This window comes from uncultured Formosa sp. (assembly GCF_947500765.1).
Lineage (GTDB): Bacteria > Bacteroidota > Bacteroidia > Flavobacteriales > Flavobacteriaceae > Formosa.
This window is the reverse complement of record NZ_CANMTH010000006.1, coordinates 52,060-69,269: the sequence shown is the minus strand read 5'-3', so window position 1 is coordinate 69,269 and position 17,210 is coordinate 52,060. Positions and strand designations below refer to the sequence as shown.

General features: G+C 32.4%; 16 protein-coding genes. All 16 read left to right on the top strand.

Annotation, left to right across the window (positions count from 1 at the left end):
* Window positions 1-80 precede the first annotated feature (80 nt).
* The 16 genes from Q1B05_RS11905 to Q1B05_RS11830 all read left to right on the top strand — a co-directional run bounded on the left by Q1B05_RS11905 (window position 81) and on the right by Q1B05_RS11830 (window position 17,196).
* Window positions 81-1,421: a DEAD/DEAH box helicase gene (locus Q1B05_RS11905; protein WP_299780937.1), complete on the top strand. Its 1,341-nt coding sequence runs from the start codon at window positions 81-83 to the stop codon at window positions 1,419-1,421.
* 5 nt (window positions 1,422-1,426) lie between these two features.
* Complete coding sequence (locus Q1B05_RS11900; RefSeq protein WP_299780935.1) at window positions 1,427-2,740, top strand: DEAD/DEAH box helicase; 1,314 nt, start codon at window positions 1,427-1,429, stop codon at window positions 2,738-2,740.
* A 119-nt stretch (window positions 2,741-2,859) separates the two neighbouring features.
* Window positions 2,860-3,306 (top strand): KTSC domain-containing protein, encoded by a 447-nt coding sequence (locus tag Q1B05_RS11895; RefSeq protein ID WP_299780933.1) that lies wholly within the window; start codon window positions 2,860-2,862, stop codon window positions 3,304-3,306.
* 176 nt (window positions 3,307-3,482) lie between these two features.
* Window positions 3,483-4,979 carry a BCCT family transporter gene (locus tag Q1B05_RS11890; RefSeq protein WP_299780931.1) on the top strand — a complete coding sequence of 499 codons (1,497 nt, stop codon included), beginning with the start codon at window positions 3,483-3,485 and terminating at the stop codon, window positions 4,977-4,979.
* 215 nt (window positions 4,980-5,194) lie between these two features.
* Window positions 5,195-5,488 carry a putative quinol monooxygenase gene (locus Q1B05_RS11885; RefSeq protein WP_299780929.1) on the top strand — a complete coding sequence of 98 codons (294 nt, stop codon included), beginning with the start codon at window positions 5,195-5,197 and terminating at the stop codon, window positions 5,486-5,488.
* A gap of 227 nt (window positions 5,489-5,715) precedes the next feature.
* A complete protein-coding gene (locus tag Q1B05_RS11880; RefSeq protein WP_299780927.1) occupies window positions 5,716-7,047 on the top strand; it encodes a TolC family protein in 1,332 nt (443 codons plus the stop codon).
* Window positions 7,048-7,053: 6 nt separating this feature from the next.
* A complete protein-coding gene (locus tag Q1B05_RS11875; RefSeq protein WP_299780925.1) occupies window positions 7,054-8,298 on the top strand; it encodes an efflux RND transporter periplasmic adaptor subunit in 1,245 nt (414 codons plus the stop codon).
* 2 nt (window positions 8,299-8,300) lie between these two features.
* Window positions 8,301-9,047 carry an ABC transporter ATP-binding protein gene (locus tag Q1B05_RS11870; RefSeq protein WP_299780923.1) on the top strand — a complete coding sequence of 249 codons (747 nt, stop codon included), beginning with the start codon at window positions 8,301-8,303 and terminating at the stop codon, window positions 9,045-9,047.
* Window positions 9,048-9,049: 2 nt separating this feature from the next.
* Window positions 9,050-10,270 carry an ABC transporter permease gene (locus Q1B05_RS11865; RefSeq protein ID WP_299780921.1) on the top strand — a complete coding sequence of 407 codons (1,221 nt, stop codon included), beginning with the start codon at window positions 9,050-9,052 and terminating at the stop codon, window positions 10,268-10,270.
* A 36-nt stretch (window positions 10,271-10,306) separates the two neighbouring features.
* The gene (locus Q1B05_RS11860) at window positions 10,307-11,503 is read left to right on the top strand and encodes a DUF1566 domain-containing protein (RefSeq protein WP_299780920.1); all 1,197 of its coding nucleotides are present in this window, start codon (window positions 10,307-10,309) and stop codon (window positions 11,501-11,503) included.
* 29 nt (window positions 11,504-11,532) lie between these two features.
* A complete protein-coding gene (locus Q1B05_RS11855) occupies window positions 11,533-12,837 on the top strand; it encodes a DUF1566 domain-containing protein (protein ID WP_299780918.1) in 1,305 nt (434 codons plus the stop codon).
* 20 nt (window positions 12,838-12,857) lie between these two features.
* Window positions 12,858-13,256, top strand: coding sequence for a DoxX family protein (locus tag Q1B05_RS11850; RefSeq protein WP_299780916.1), 399 nt, complete (start codon window positions 12,858-12,860; stop codon window positions 13,254-13,256).
* Window positions 13,257-13,315: 59 nt separating this feature from the next.
* On the top strand, window positions 13,316-14,347 hold the full coding sequence (locus tag Q1B05_RS11845; protein WP_299780914.1) for a histidine kinase: 1,032 nt from the start codon (window positions 13,316-13,318) through the stop codon (window positions 14,345-14,347).
* Window positions 14,348-14,351: 4 nt separating this feature from the next.
* A complete protein-coding gene (locus Q1B05_RS11840; RefSeq protein ID WP_299780912.1) occupies window positions 14,352-15,101 on the top strand; it encodes a LytTR family DNA-binding domain-containing protein in 750 nt (249 codons plus the stop codon).
* Window positions 15,102-15,248: 147 nt separating this feature from the next.
* Window positions 15,249-16,019 carry a hypothetical protein gene (locus tag Q1B05_RS11835; protein WP_299780910.1) on the top strand — a complete coding sequence of 257 codons (771 nt, stop codon included), beginning with the start codon at window positions 15,249-15,251 and terminating at the stop codon, window positions 16,017-16,019.
* 178 nt (window positions 16,020-16,197) lie between these two features.
* Window positions 16,198-17,196, top strand: coding sequence for a metal-dependent hydrolase (locus Q1B05_RS11830; protein WP_299780908.1), 999 nt, complete (start codon window positions 16,198-16,200; stop codon window positions 17,194-17,196).
* The last annotated feature ends 14 nt before the right edge of the window (window positions 17,197-17,210 follow it).

Genomic DNA, 17,210 nt, shown 5'->3' with positions numbered 1-17,210 from the left:
TAAAATGTAGAAATACCGAATAAATTAAAATTGCAACCATTCCCGAGAAAAGTGTAGTTATCTTTGCAGAAAATTACAATATGTCAAAATCCTTTTCTAAATTAGGAATCCAAGATGCTTTGCTTCAAAGTTTAACCGATTTAAATATTACTGTACCTACAGATATTCAAACCAAAACCATTCCTTTAATTTTAAACGACACTAAAGATGTTGTTGCTTTAGCAAAAACAGGAACTGGTAAAACGGCTGCTTTCGGACTGCCTTTATTACAATTAATAAATACAGAAAATTCTAATATTCAAGGATTAATCTTAGCGCCAACACGGGAATTAGGACAACAAATATTTGCTAATTTAACTGCCTTGGCAGTGCATAGTCCAGAAATTTCAATTACTTCAGTGTGTGGAGGAATTCCTATAAAACCTCAAATAGAACGTTTAAAAACAGCTACACAAATTGTTATTGCTACGCCAGGACGTTTGGTCGATTTAGTGAAACGTAATGCGATTGATATTAAACACATTTCTTATTTTATTTTAGATGAAGCAGATGAAATGGTGAGCGCGCTTAAAGAAGATTTAGATCTTATTATTAAGGAAATTCCCAAAACACGCCGTACATTATTATTTACAGCGACTATGCCAGGAACCATAAAGCAGCTTATTCAGAATTATATGTCTAAACATGTGGTTCAAGTAGAAGCAGATATGGAAACGGTTGGTCATCAAGGTATCGATCATCAATATATAGTTGTAGAACCCATTGAAAAATTAGAAGTTTTACTTCATTTTTTAAAGTCTAAAGAAGGACAACGCGGAATTATTTTCTGTAAAACTAAAGCAGCAGTTAACAAGTTAGCTAAAAATTTAGCGATTAATAAATTCTCTTCAGGAGCTATTCATGGGAGTTTAACTCAAGGCATTCGTGACCGTGTAATGGGACAATTTAGAGAAGGGTATATCGATCTTTTAGTAGCCACAGATTTGGCTGCTCGTGGAATTGATGTTAAAGATGTAGCCTTTGTAATTAATTACCATTTACCAGATGTTTACGATACTTATGTACACCGTAGCGGAAGAACTGCTAGAGCAGGAGCAAAGGGATTATCATTAACCATCTTACAAGAAGAAGAAGTACAAGATATTGCAGATTTTGAGAATGAATTAGGCATATCTTTTTCTGAATTAAAGAAAGCAGATGCGCAGACTATCGAGGAAAGTAATGCTTTAATTTGGGCTAACAAAATATTTAAAACAAAGCCTAATCGTAATGTGTCTGAAACGTTTAGAAATAAAATACATACCACATTTCATCACTTGACTAAAGACGAGTTAATCGATAAAATTTTAGCACAATATATCACAGAACATACAGGAGTTGTTTCAAAAGAAGAACCTTCTAAAAAGAAAAAAAACAAATAATTTCAATGGCAAATTTTTTAAAAGAACAACAAGATATTTTAAATAAACTAAATATCAAAGCGCTAAATCCTATGCAGGAACAAGCGCTTTTAGCTATTGAAAATGCAACAAATACGGTTATCCTTTCGCCAACAGGTACAGGAAAAACCTTAGCGTTTTTATTACCTATAATAAAAATGTTAGATCCTGAAGTAAATGAAATACAGGCATTAATAGTAGTCCCAACACGAGAATTAGCTATACAAATAGAACAAGTAATTCGCGAAATGGGAACAGGATTTAAGGTGAATGCCGTATATGGAGGACGCCCAATGTCTAAAGATAAAATTGAAATTAAACATACACCTGCTATTTTAATAGGAACTCCAGGACGTATTTTAGACCATTTTAGTGCGAATCGTTTTTCTAGAGAATCTATTTTGAATCTTATTTTAGACGAATTCGATAAATCTTTAGAACAAGGTTTTGAAGAAGAAATGCGTGGTATTTTAAATCAGTTGCCAAATATTAACAAACGTGTATTAACTTCTGCAACTCAGGGCGTTAATATTCCTAATTTTGTAAAGTTACATCAGCCTGTGATTCTTGACTTTTTAAAAGCAAAAGTAGCTTCAAAATTATCTATTAAAACCGTAGTGTCTCCTACACAAGATAAAGAACAAACACTTATCGATTTACTGTTGCATATCGGGCCTAAACAGGGAATTGTGTTCTGTAATTTAAGAGATAGTATTGAAAATGTAAGTGAAGCACTCCGGAAAAAAAGAATTAGTCATTCTTGTTTTTCTGGTGGTATGGAACAAAAAGATAGAGAACGTGCTTTAATTACGTTTAGAAACGGAACAAGTCAGGTGTTATTAGCAACCGATTTAGCTGCTCGTGGTATAGATATCCCGGAATTAGATTTTATTATCCATTACGAATTACCACACGCTGTTGAAGAGTTTACTCATAGAAACGGAAGAACTGCGCGCGTAAACGCAAAAGGTACAGCTTATGTGTTAAAATGGAACAACGAGCAATTACCTGAATTTATAGCGAAAGATAAGCCTATAGATATTTCTAAAAAAGTACCATTTCAACCTCAGTTTTGGGAAACATTATTTATTTCTGGCGGACGAAAAGATAAAATTTCGAAAGGCGATATAGCAGGATTATTTTTTAAACAAGGGGGATTAAAAAAAGACCAGTTAGGAGCTATAGAACTTAAACAAGACTGTGCCTTTGTTGCTGTACCTAAAAGTATGGCAGACCACTTGGTTTCAACCTTAAATAATTCACGCCTTAAAAAGAAAAAAGTACGTATTTATATATTGTAGATTTAATTTAGAAGTAATGATTTAGTAACACACTGATTTATAGTTATTTTTTATTTTAAAAAGATGATGTATACTAAAATATTAAGATGTACTTTTGCCGCTTCAAAAAATAATTGAATATGAAACGCATAACGGAATACAGAAAACTTTTTGAAGTTGATAAGAACGCAGATTTAAAGACTTTAAAGAAGCAGTATCGTAACCTTGCAAAGGAATGGCATCCAGACAAATTTCAATCTGGAGATCCGTTAGTGGAAGAAGCAGAAGCAAAGACTCGTAAAATTACAGATGGTTATCATTTTCTTGTAAGTATTGCTCCTGAAACAAAAGCAGCTAACTTAGAAGTGTATACTGAAACTATTAATTCTGGAGTTACAGATTTTCAGTGGAATAATTTAGTGTTAGAAATTACGTTTCAAGATGGTTCTACTTACGAATACTTTGGTGTTACAAAGCCAGTTTATATTAAAATGATTAATAGTGATAAAGTGAGTCGTTTTGCAAAACGTAACATTTTTCCTAAATATATTTATAGAAAATCTAAACGTATTGTTGAAACGGCATAATAAGTCTGTTTTAAGCACATAATAAATTAAATAAAAAAACACGAATCTTAACTGGGGTTCGTGTTTTTTTTATGGTATTTACATACGCAAACACCTTGTACTATAATTTAGAGTAAATTGATTTAAATTTTGGATATTAAAACAATTGCCTACTTTTAATTAAAAAATAATCAAGTTTGATATTTAAGTCTTTACAAAAACATGCCATTTTAACACTGTCGATTAGTATAATATTTATCTGTACGTTAATTGTGTTTTTTGCAACAGAATCGAGTTATAACGCTATAGAGGAGGCTTCTTTATGGGTTAGAAATTATTTCGGATATTTTTATTTATATCTAGGTTTCGGATGTGTGCTTTTATTATTAGCAGTGGCCGTTTCTCCTCTAGGAACTATAAAATTAGGAGCGATGGAGGCAAAACCCGAACATTCTCTTTGGGCATGGATAGCCATGTTGTATAGTGCAGGAATGGGATCTGGTATTTTATTGCGTGCCGTTCAAGAGCCTGTGTTTATGCAACAGCATCCGCCATATTCATCAGATTTGTCAGCAGAAAATTTAGCGCTAGAGTATACCTTTTACCAATGGGGCTTAACAGCTTGGGCTTTTTATGCACTCTTTGCTATGGTTGTTGGATATGCACTATATGTAAAACGTAAACATGTGCGTATTAGCGCCACAGTAGAAGATGAAATAGAAAGTAAGATCGTTAGGAAATCTGTGGATGTGATTACTATTATCACAACCGTTTTCGGACTCGTAGCTGCAATTGGTTTAGGTACCACTCAGATTAAAGGCGGATTAAATCATGTATTTAATACAGAATTAGGGTTAAAAACAATAATATTTCTATGCATTGCAATTTCGTGCATTGCTTGCTATTCTGCATGGCAAGGTGTAAATAAAGGCATCAAATTATTTTCTAAATTAAACATTATAATCACGTTATGTATTCTACTTTTTGTATTTATAACAAGCGATATGTTCGCCATTCTTAATGCATTTGTAGAAAGTACGTTTCACTATATTATAGATTTTATTCCTATGAGTTTGGCTTTAGGCGATTATAATCCTGGAATTGCTTTTTTAACAGATTGGACCTTTTACTATTGGGCATTTTGGTTGGCCTGGGCACCTTTTACAGGCATTTTTATTGCTCGAATATCTAAAGGACGTACCTTGCGCCAATTATTATTGGGTGTCTTAATTATTCCGTCTCTAGGGACTTTCTTTTGGTTTTCGGTATTTGGCACATCGGCCTTTCAGATTATTGAAGGTATGGATGCCTATTCTAATGAATTTGGCAATGTATTCTCATCCATTTTTGTGTTCTTTCAGCATTACCCATTTGCATCTGTTCTGAATCTTACAACCATCTTATTACTAATTAGTTTTTTAGTTACCTCTGTAGATTCAGCGGTTTTTGTACTGAGTATGTTTACCGATAATGGGTCTAAAGATCCCAATAAAAAACATCGAGTAATCTGGTCTGTTTTTATAGTATTAGCCACCATTGCATTAGTGCTTTTAGGGAATGTAAAACCCGATATTGATGTATTAGGAACGGTATCAAAATTACTTATTATCACATCTTTACCATTTGCATTTTTTATTCTTATCATGATTGTAATCTTCTTAAAGGAGGTAATAAGACTGAAGAAATCGGTTTAATCTTATAGAAAACAAAGCGTGATTTGTATCTAAATTACTAGAGAAATGAACCGTTTTACTGAAATTACTCGTAAATTTATTCCTAAATATTAAGATTGTCGACTACTCTAATTAAGCTACATGTATAACATATTTGTTTATACACGTTTAGCTTTATTTATTCAATAATTTGAAAGAATTTTCGACAATATCTTTGAAATCATAAAACATATATCATGAAAAATCAATTAACAATAGTCGCTAAAATAGTCGCGAAAACTGAACATACTGAATGTGTAAAAACAGAACTTTTAAAACTAGTAGATGCTTCAATACACGATAAAGGGTGTATTAATTACAATTTACTCCAAGATAATACAGATTTAAATAGTTTTGTGGTCTATGAGAATTGGGACGATGAAGAGGCGCTTAATTCTCATTTAAACACCGTTCATTTTAAAGCGTTTACAGAAGCCACAGACGGTAAACTTGATGTGTTTACAGTGAATAAAATGACGATGCTTTCTTAAATTATAAAAGTGAATTTATAAAAAATAAGAAAAAAATCATCTTTATAATTTTATATATCAAAGCTCTAGTTTATCTAGAGCTTTTTTTGATTTCATTCATTTCTAAAAAAAATCATCATTAAAATAGCCGTTTTCGTATAGTGAAAAACGGCAAACTTCTATTATATTCTATATCATAAGAGATAAACATCAATTTTGGAGTGTAAATTAATAACACATTCAAAATAATGAAAATAGTTTTACACTTATTATGCTTTTTTAGTGTGGTAATAGCATCTGCACAAACAAACGATACTATTAGCAAACCTAAAATATGGTCTTTGGAAGATTGTATCGATTATGCTATAGAAAATAACATCACTGTTAAAGATGCAGATTTAAATAAAAATATTTCTGAAGTTGCTTACGACAAGGCTAAATCTTCTAGATTACCAAACCTATTTGGTAGTGCATCTCAAAATTTTTCTAACGGTAATTCAATCGATCCTATTACAAGCGATTATGTAACCGATCAGATTTATTCATCAAATATAGGGGTGACCAGTTCGATGACTTTATATCAAGGAGGTCAGATATCTAATCAAATTAAACAGAACAAATTACTTATAGATCAGAGTTCGTTTTTGGTAGAAGAAGCCAAAAATAATATAATTATTAGCATACTAGAAAATTACTTGCAACTGTTGTATTCTAAAGAAGGTATTGCTATTGCAGAAAGTAATTTAAAAGCATCACTAACAGAAGTTGCACGGTCTAAAGCACGTTTAGATGCGGGATCAATTGCTTTAAACGATTATACAGAAGCACAATCGCAGGCAGCTACAAATAAATACAATGTAATTACAGCAAAAAATAATTATCAACAATACATTATTACGCTTAAACAATTATTAGAATTAAGACCAGAAGACACTTTGGAAGTTGAGGTTATAGACGATAATATGGAATTGGTTAATCTAGAAATGGATAAAATGAGTATCTATTATAAAGCGTTAAAAGTATTACCAGAGGTAAGTGCAAGCGATTTAGATATTGCTATTAAAGAAAAAGATTTAGATGTTGCAAAAGGGGCATATTTACCAACGTTATCGTTAGTAGGAACCTTAGGGTCTGGATATACTAGTATTTCTGATATTAATTTTTCTAGACAGTTAGATGTTAACTTTAATCAAAGCATTGGGTTAAGTTTATCTATACCAATTTTCAATAGAAATGAAACTAAAGCAGCTGTAAAAACTGCCGAAATTAATATTGAAAAGTCCGAAATAGAGAAGCAATCTACAGAGAAAGACATTTATAAAAAAGTAGAAACAGCTTACCAAAACGCACTATCGGCTCAAGAACAAATTATTGCAGCCAAAGCCTCTCAAGAAGCTGCATTACAGTCTTATAATTTAGCAAAAATTAAATATGAGTTGGGAGCGCTAAGTACAACAGATTTAATTATCAATCAAAACACATTTACGGCAGCACAGCAAAATTATATTCAAGCTAAATACTTAAACATTTTATATCACCAATTACTTCAATTTTATCAAGGAAACGACATTAAACTATAAAACAACATGAAAACGAAAAAGAAAATCATAATAATTAGCATTGTTGCTGTGGTAGTTGCCATAGTCGCTTATAGTTTTATTAGTAGTGATAAAACGGTACTAATAGAAGCTAAAACAGTTACAGCTAAAAAAGGAGATGTAACCACTTTGGTTACTGCCACCGGAACAATAGAGCCTATTAATCAGGTAGATGTAGGAACGCAAGTTTCTGGAGTTGTAGAAAAAATATATGTAGATTATAATAGTGTTGTAAAAGAAGGTCAGCTTATTGCCGAGTTAGATAAAACAAACTTGAAAGCAGCTTTAACGCAAGCACAGGCGTCTTACGATAATGCGGTTAGTCAGAGAAATTATATGCAAACCATTTATAACAGACAAAAAACATTGTTTGATAATAAAGTGATTAGTAAATCAGATTTTGATGATGCCACTTATAATTACGAAACAGCAAAAGGAACAGTAATTCAGCGTTTATCAGACTTACAATCTGCAAAAACTAATTTAGGTTATGCTAATATTTATTCACCTATAGATGGTGTTGTATTATCTAGAGAAATAGACGAAGGTCAAACTGTAGCTTCAAGTTATAGTACGCCAACCTTATTCACTATTGCACAGGATTTAAAAGAAATGCAAGTTGAAGCAGATGTTGATGAGGCTGATATAGGAAATGTTACAGAAGGACAACGTGTAACGTTTACAGTAGATGCGTATGTTGGAAAAATATTTGAAGGTACCATAACTCAAGTCCGTTTAGATTATACAGAATCGTCTAATGTGATTACTTACACTGTAATTATTAAAGCCGATAATCCAGATCTTAAGTTAAAACCAGGACTTACAACAACAATTTCTATATATACTTTGGAATTAAAAGATGTGTTAACTCTAGAAGCAAAAGCAATAAACTTTAAACCATCTCCTCCAATTATGGAAGCTTACGATTCACAACATCAAATTGTAATGGTGCATCCAGAAGATGAAGAAGAAGGAGCAAAGCCAAGGTCTGTAGACGATGAAGATGATAGTACCGCAGAGGTTTGGGTATTACAAGATAATGGAATGATATCTCCAAAAGCAATTAAGTTAGGTGCCAGCGATGGTGTAAATGTTCAAATTTTAGAAGGAATTAACGAAGGCGATCAATTAGTTTACAGTTTAAAAGCTGAAAATAATGCAGAATTACCTGAAGCAGGTAGTTCCTCAGAGAGTCCGTTTATGCCAAAACCACCAGGATCTAAAAAGAAATAATCATGTCTAAAAAAATTATAAAAATTCAAGATTTAAAGCGTGAGTTCACTATGGGAACTGAAACTGTTCATGCTTTAAAAGGCATTTCGTTTACCATAGAAGAAGGTCAGTTTGTGACTATAATGGGATCTAGTGGGTCTGGTAAAAGTACCATGTTAAATATCTTAGGATGTTTAGATCAACCCACATCAGGTGTGTATGAAATAGATGGAGTATCTGTAAAAGACTTAAGTAAAAATGAGTTGGCTACAATTAGAAATGAAAAAATAGGATTTATTTTTCAATCGTATAATTTATTGGCACGAACATCAGCAATAGAAAATGTAGAACTTCCATTATTATATAACAGTAAGGTCTCTACAGAAGAACGTAGAAAACGGGCTCTAAATGCTTTAGAAATGGTTGGTTTGGCAGATAGAATACATCATACACCATCTCAGCTCTCAGGAGGTCAGCAACAACGTGTAGCTATTGCAAGAGCACTTGTAAATAACCCGGTGATGATTCTTGCCGATGAAGCTACCGGAAATTTAGATACACGTACATCTTACGAGATTATGTCATTATTTCAGGAACTAAATAAAACGCAAGGTATTACAATAACCTTCGTGACTCACGAACCCGATATCGCTATGTTTAGTAGCAGAACCATTGTTTTAAAAGATGGTCATGTTATAAAAGACGAGATGAATGATACCATTTTATCTGCAGCAGCAGAATTAGCAAAATTACCTAAAGAAGATCATTAATTATGAGATTATTAAACTTATTAAAAATCGCTTATAAGGCTATTGTACTTAATAAAGTACGAACCTTATTAACTATGTTAGGGATAATTATTGGTGTAGCTTCGGTTATTGCCATGTTAGCTATTGGTGAGGGGTCTAAAGAGAGCATAAGAGAAACTATATCTAGTATGGGATCTAATATGGTTACTATTAGACCTGGAGCAGATGTGCGTGGTGGGGTAAGACAAGATGCAAGTACAATGGAAAGCTTAAAGTTTGACGATTACTTAGCAATTAAAGAACAAACAACCATGTTAAGTTATATAACACCTGTGGTAAATGGTAGTGGTCAAGTTATTAGTGGAGCAAACAACTGGCCATCCACCATTTATGGTGTAAATCCAGAATATTTAGATATTAAGGTTTTAGGCTTACAAAGCGGAAGTATGTTTACCGAAGCCGAAGTTAAATCGGCTTCTAAAGTCGTATTAATTGGTCAAACTGTTGTAGATAATGTGTTTCCTGACGGAGAAGAACCTGTAGGACAAATGATACGTTTTAATAATATTCCGTTTAAAGTTATTGGTGTGTTAGAAGAAAAGGGGGAAAATACTTTTGGTCAAGATCAGGATGATGTCGTTATAGCACCGTATACAACCGTACAGAAGCGTATTTTAGCCATAACTTTTTTACATCAAATCATGGCATCTGCTATAAGTGAAGAAGATGCTCCAGAGGCAGTAACACAAATTACTGCTATTATGAGAGAACAACACAAATTAGCAGATGATGAAGATGATGATTTTACAGTACGTTCTATGGAAGAACTTATTTCAACCTTTAGTTCAACTAGCGAAATGCTAACTATACTTTTAGTGGCAGTCGCGAGTATCTCGTTGTTAATTGGAGGTATTGGAATTATGAATATTATGTATGTATCGGTAAAAGAACGTACTAAAGAAATTGGATTACGAATGGCCGTTGGTGGTAAAGGCTCAGACATATTAATGCAGTTTTTAATTGAAGCTATTTTAATAAGTATTACAGGAGGTGTATTAGGAGTTCTTTTAGGACTTAGTGCTACGGTATTTATAGAAAAGTTTTTGCATTGGCCTACTAGTGTAGCACTGTATTCCATCATTATTTCGTTTGCAGTTTGTGCGGTAACAGGTATATTTTTCGGTTGGTATCCAGCAAGAAAAGCAGCAGCTCTAGATCCGATTACAGCCCTACGTTACGAGTAAAGTTTTATGTGAATTTTTATTGAAAATTATAATCTTATGAAAACAAGCATAATTATAATCTGGATTTTCGGTGTTTTATTAGTCTTTATGGGGTGTGAAACTTCAAAAAAGCAAAATAATACCATAGTAAATGATGATATTCATTTTGTGCTAACAGATACAGGGCAAGATGTGTTTTATGATAACGATGGTAAAGTCATTTCTAAACCTGAAAAGTATCAGGATTATTATGGTCAAGATGCACAATATACAGGTATCGCTTCTGCTTATAAAGATAATAAAGATGGTACGGTTACCGATTTAAATACAGGGTTAATGTGGCAGAAAACACCAGATAATAAGCGTCATAATTTTTACGATGCATTTACATATGTAGACGAATTGGAAATAGGAGGTTATACAGACTGGAGGTTGCCTACTATCAAAGAATTGTATTCACTTCTTAATTCAAATGGCGAACTTAATCCGAAAGATTTATCACTGTCTAAACCATATATAGATACCAATTATTTCGATTTTGAATATGATGAAAGAATGCCTTATGCCGGACAATATTGGTCAAGTACTAAATATGTGAAAGGTCCAATTCAAAATATAGGAATAGAAGGGGCTTTCGGATTTAATTTTGCAGACGGACATATAAAAGCATACGAAACGGGTTTGTATTATAATGGAGAAAGCGGTGTAAGAAATCCTGGAAATTATATTAGGGCTGTACGCGGAAAAGAAAAGGTATATGGTGGTAATGATTTTGAAGCAAATAATGATGGAACAGTAACCGATAAAGCTACAGGGTTAATGTGGCAACAAGCTGATGATGGACAAACGTATAATTGGAAAGAGGCACTAAACTATGCTAAAAATAGTACGCTAGCAGGATATTCAGATTGGAGATTACCAAATACCAAAGAGTTGCAAAGTATAGTAGATTACAATAAAAAAACAATTCCTGCTATAGATGAAAGTGTGTTTATATGCACAAATAAAGACAGTTGGTTTTGGACCAGTACTACCCAAGGAGATTTTAAATACACTGCTTGTTATATTGCGTTTGGAAAAGCCTATAGCAAAGATAATAGTACTGCCACAACCTATTATGATTGGCATGGTGCAGGAGCACAGCGTTCAGATCCAAAATCAGGAAAGAGTGAAGATTATTTATTAGAATCTGTAAATGCTGCAGATGCTATTAGAATTAATAATTATGTAAGATTAGTTAGAAATGTTGAATAGAATTAACGTTAATACATAAATTTTAAATTATGAAAACATTTAAATACAATACAATTTCAAAGGTGTTTTTTATCGTGTTACTGTGTAGCTTAGTAGCACAATCTTGTAAGGATAACAATGCAACAAATAAAACTGTTAAAAGCGATACTGGTAGCAACAACTATGTACAAATAGCAACAGGGCAGGTGGTAGCGTATGGTGAAGATGGTGAGATCTTGGAAGGATTAAAACCAGGAGATTCCCTTTATGGTCAAGATGCCAATTATTTAAAAGGTAAAACAATGGCTTATACCAAAAATGGGAATGGAACAATTACCGACAAAAACACAGGATTAATGTGGGAAGAAATTCCAACATCAGATGGTTTTAATTGGCAAGGAGCAAAAGATTATGCCGAAAATTTAGAACTTGGCGGTTATAACGATTGGAGAATGCCAACAGCTAAAGAATTATATTCTATTAGCGATTTTAGTGAAGGTTGGCCGTATATAGATACCACATATTTTTCACTAGTTAATAATAAATATGTCGATAAAAGTGAGCAATATTGGGCAGATAATCCATATGTTGGTCATACAGAAGAAGGGCAATATGCTGCAGCATTTGGTGTAAACCATGCCACAGGACATATTAAAGCCTATCCGGGAGAAGAACCCAAAGATAAAGGAGACCGTAAAGGACCACCTCCAGGAAATCAAAAACCTCAAGGTCAAGAAGGAGAAAAACGCGATGAAAATAGACCTCCACCTCCAGGAAATGGAGAACGACCAACTGGTAACCCGATGTTAAAACATGTGCGTGCGGTTCGTGGTAATACCTATGGAATTAACAATTTTGTAGATAACGGAAATGAAACCATTACAGATAATGCAACGGGACTAATGTGGGCTAAAGATGATAGCGGAAAAGGTCTAGATTGGAAACATGCCTTACTGTATGCAGAAGGTTCCGAATTGGCAGGATATTCAGATTGGCGTTTACCTAATATTAAAGAATTACAAGGTATAGTAGATTATAATTATGCACCTGGAGCTCAAGATGTTTCAAAAGAAGGTCCCGCTATAGATCCAATATTTAATATTTCAGAAATCACAAACGAGAATAATGATCTAGATTATCCTTATTTTTGGTCTAGTACTTCTGCAAGATTTCAAAAGGGTAAACCTTTTTATTATGCATGGTATGTGGCTTTTGGACGTGCAGTAAACAATGAAGGTTTAGACTTTCATGGGGCAGGTGCAGTACGATTTGATACAAAACATGAAAACGGACCAGCAAGTGAAGGAGGAGAACGTTATTATAACTATGTGCGTTTGGTAAGAAATGTAGAATAAATAATTAATTTAAAATAAATATGAAGAAGAATATCGATTTAGGATTATTAGTGTTAAGAGTTGCCATTGCAGGACTGATGCTATTCCATGGTATTGCCAAATTAAGTAATTTAGAAGGTATTAAACATATGCTAACAGAGGTTGGTATACCATCTGTATTAGCTTATGGTGTTTTTATTACAGAATTAATGGCTCCTATATTAATTATAATTGGTTTTAGAACACGGTTAGCTTCTATAGTATTTTTCTTAGGCATGATTACAGCAATGCTTTTAGCGCATTCAGAACATATACTTGCGGTTTCAGAGACTGGAGGATTACAAGTAGAATTATTATTGTTGTATGCTTTAGGGGCTTTAGTAATCTTTTTTACAGGACCAGGAAAATTTGCGATGTCTACAACTAAGACATGGGATTAATTATTTTTTAGAATATTATAAATACACTAATAAAAGTGAGCTTTTAAATTAAAAATCTAATGCAAAAGAATAAATATATAGTCATTTTTTCTCACGCTCTAGTTTGGCTTGTACTCTTTAGTATGCCTTATTTTTTGTCGTATCAGCAAGAGCGAGATATTAATAGAATTATCGCTCATTTCTGGATCCCATTGGTGTTTTATGCCATGATTTTTTATCTGAATTTTTTCTATTTCGTAGATAAATTTTTATTCACTAAAAAAATGGTGCAGTTTATTATTATAAACGTATTTTTTATAGCTATTTTTTTAGCATTAAAAGAACTTATTGAAGCGAATCTCTTTAAAGAATTAGTAGATAACGATCTTAGAAGGGAAAATGGAAAACCGCCATTCGAAATGTTTATTTACATGCAAATGTTATCATATTTTGCTCCGCTGTTATTTTCAATAGCACTTAAAACAACAAAACGTTTAGTGACTACAGAAGCAGAACGTAAGGAAGCGACTAATATTAAGTTACAATCAGAAATACAACATTTACGATATCAATTACAACCCCATTTCTTTTTTAACTCATTAAATAATATTTACTCTTTAGTCGATGTTTCTCCCGAACAAGCTAAATCTACAATACATAGTTTAAGTAAATTAATGCGCTATTTATTGTATGAAACAAATATTGAAAAGGTTCCGCTTTCAAAGGAAATCGATTTTATGAAAAAATATTTAGAACTCATGAAATTGCGCATTTCTGATAAAACACAAGTCATTTCAACCTTTCCTTCAGAAGGAAATAGCATTAAAATTACACCTCTTTTATTTATTTCATTAATAGAAAATGCTTTTAAACACGGTGTGTCTGCAAATAAAGAAAGTGAAATATATATAGATATGTCTGTTAAAGAGCATGTTGTGATTTTTAAAATTGTAAATAATAACTATCCAAAGCAAATAAGCGATAAGAGTGGTTCTGGAATTGGTTTACAAAATTTAAAAAAACGTTTAGAATTGTTATATCCTAACAAACATGTGTTTAAAACAGAGGTTGTAAACGGACGGTTTTTTGTAGATTTACAAATAGAAACTTAAGCCTATGGAAACTTTAATACTGAGTTGTGTAATTGTAGATGATGAACCAATGGCACTTAATTTGGTTGAAAGTTATGTAGAGAAAACTCCTTTTTTAGCTCTTAAAAAGAAGTGTAGTAGTGCTATAGATGCCATGGAATATTTACAAACGGAAACCGTAGATTTATTGTTTTTAGATATTCAAATGCCAGATTTAACAGGTTTGGAATTATCTAAAATGATTTCTAAAGACACCCGAATTATTTTTACAACGGCTTTCGACCAATATGCTTTAGAAGGATTTAGAGTTGAAGCCTTAGATTATTTATTAAAACCATTCGATTATGCCGAGTTTTTAACCGCAGCAAATAAAGCAAGAACTTGGTTTAATTTACTTAAAGGTTCTTCTCAAGATCAGGTTAAAACCACAGCGTCTACAGATAAAAAAGAATTCTTATTTGTAAAATCAGAATACAAACAATTACGTATTAAACTTGCAGATGTACAATATTTTGAAGGATTAAAGGATTATATCAAGATTTGGTTAAAAGATAATCCAAAACCTATTTTAACTCTAATGAGCTTAAAATCGTTAGAAGAAGAACTTCCTGCATCAGATTTTATGCGTGTTCATCGTTCATTCATAGTATCGCTTAAAAACATAGAAGTCATAGAACGAAGTCAAATAATAATTAACAAACAACGCATTACTGTTTCAGAACAATATAAACCTAAGTTTTTAGAGTTTATAAATCAGAATTCATTAAACAGTTAGTAGTTAGTACACTAAACTAGCAATATATTCAAAATTCACATCTTTATAATAGTCTTATTCATAGATTTAATCAGGCTATTAGTATATATTGTTTTATAAGTTAACCAAAGCCACTTAGTTTTATATCATAATATAAAAAACTGTATTATGAAAGAAATTATGATTGTCCTAATGGCGTTTGGCGCTATGGGGTCTGTATATGCATGTACAGAGAAATCGCTTATGCTTTTAGATACCATTTCTATTTCTAATAGTAATATAGAGTATCTCGTTACCGATAATCAGACTAACATCACTTTAAATATAAGTACGCAAGACCCGAAAACCATCATGTCTATTTTACATCATGGACTAACAGTGTATTTTGATTTAAAAGGGAAGGAAAATAAAAAAGTCTCAATAACATATCCCAAAGAACCGCTTAAAATTTCAAAGAAACCTGTAGAAGAACGTACAAACAATTTTCAAACAGATGCTGAGGTTATGCAAATGAGACAAACCATTAAAGCATTAGTTACAGTAGATTTTTCTGAAGAAGCTGTATTTGTTTTATATAATGATACAGACATTTTTAATGTGCTTTTAAATAGTTTAGGTATTACAGCTGTGTATACATATAATGAAGCAGATGGCGTTTTAAATTATCAATTAACACTTCCAAAACATAAGATTAAGGAGAAGAGTAAACAAGACTTTTCTAAATTGAAAATAGGTGTCGTAACGACTAAAAAAGATAAATCGAATAGAGAAAATAGATCTGAAGATTTTGGAAATGAACAACGTGAACTTGGTGGAAGCGGTGGAAGACCTCCCGGAGGAGGAGGTCGTGGTGGTCAATCTAAAAACCAACAACTTCCAGAAGACGGAAAGCGTAATGAACCTATAGAAATTGATTTTTGGTTCGATGCCCATTTGTAAAGCACGATGAAAACCATTTTAAATACGTATTGTTTAAGTTTAATAAATAGTTAAATCCAGAGGCCTCAATTTTTAACATTATTTAAAAATTGGGGTTTCAAAAGTTTGATTACAGGTCTCTTTTATTTTTAAAACATTGAGGTGGTATGCATAACTTCAAGTATGTTTGTAATTACTTATGGATTCACTTACACAAATTGTTTTAGGAGCCGCAGTTGGCGAAGCTGTTTTAGGCAGGAAAGTTGGAAATAAAGCCATGTTATATGGTGCCATTGCGGGCACAATACCTGATTTAGATGTGTTGGCCTCTCATGTTACAGATACAGTATCTGCTTTAGAAATCCATAGAGGTTTTACACATTCCATATTATTTTCTATCATTTTTGCTCCTGTTTTCGGATGGATTGTCTCCCGCTTCGAACGTTATAAAAACATAAAAGGTTGGTCTTGGTTGTTCTTTTTTGCGTTTATTACGCATCCATTATTAGATGCACATACAACTTGGGGAACACAACTCTTTTGGCCTCTAGATTTACGTGTGGCATACAAAACCATATTTGTTATCGATCCCTTATATACCGTGCCGTTTTTAGTGTGTTTAATTTTAGCCATGCGCCAAAAAAAAGAAGCTAAAAAACGAAACGTCTATAATAATTGGGGACTTGTTTTAAGCTCCATTTATTTAGTGATTACCGTTATTTTAAAAGGAATAGCCTTTACTAAATTTCAATCTGCTTTACAAGATCAGGATATATATTATACAGATTTAGATACCAGACCTTCTCCTTTAAATACCATTTTATGGACAGCAAACGTAGATACAAAAGAAGCATATTTGGTTGGGCATTATTCTTTTTTCGATACTAAACCCATTACTTTTTATAGCTATCCAAAACATCATGAGTATGTAGATGAGTTTAAAACAAATACGAAGTTACAGCGTATGATTGCCATTTCTAAAGGATGGTATACCATTTCTAAAAACAATCAGAATTTATATTTTAATGATTTACGTTTCGGAACTTTAAGCATGAAACCTTATGCCGATAATTTCGTCTTCCAATATGAAATTAAAACAGATAAAAATAATCAAATTCATTTTATAGAGACTCCTAAAAACCGTGACGATGCAGAACACTTAATAAGTGATTTATGGTTACGTATACAAGGAAATTAAGCTCATATTTTTTT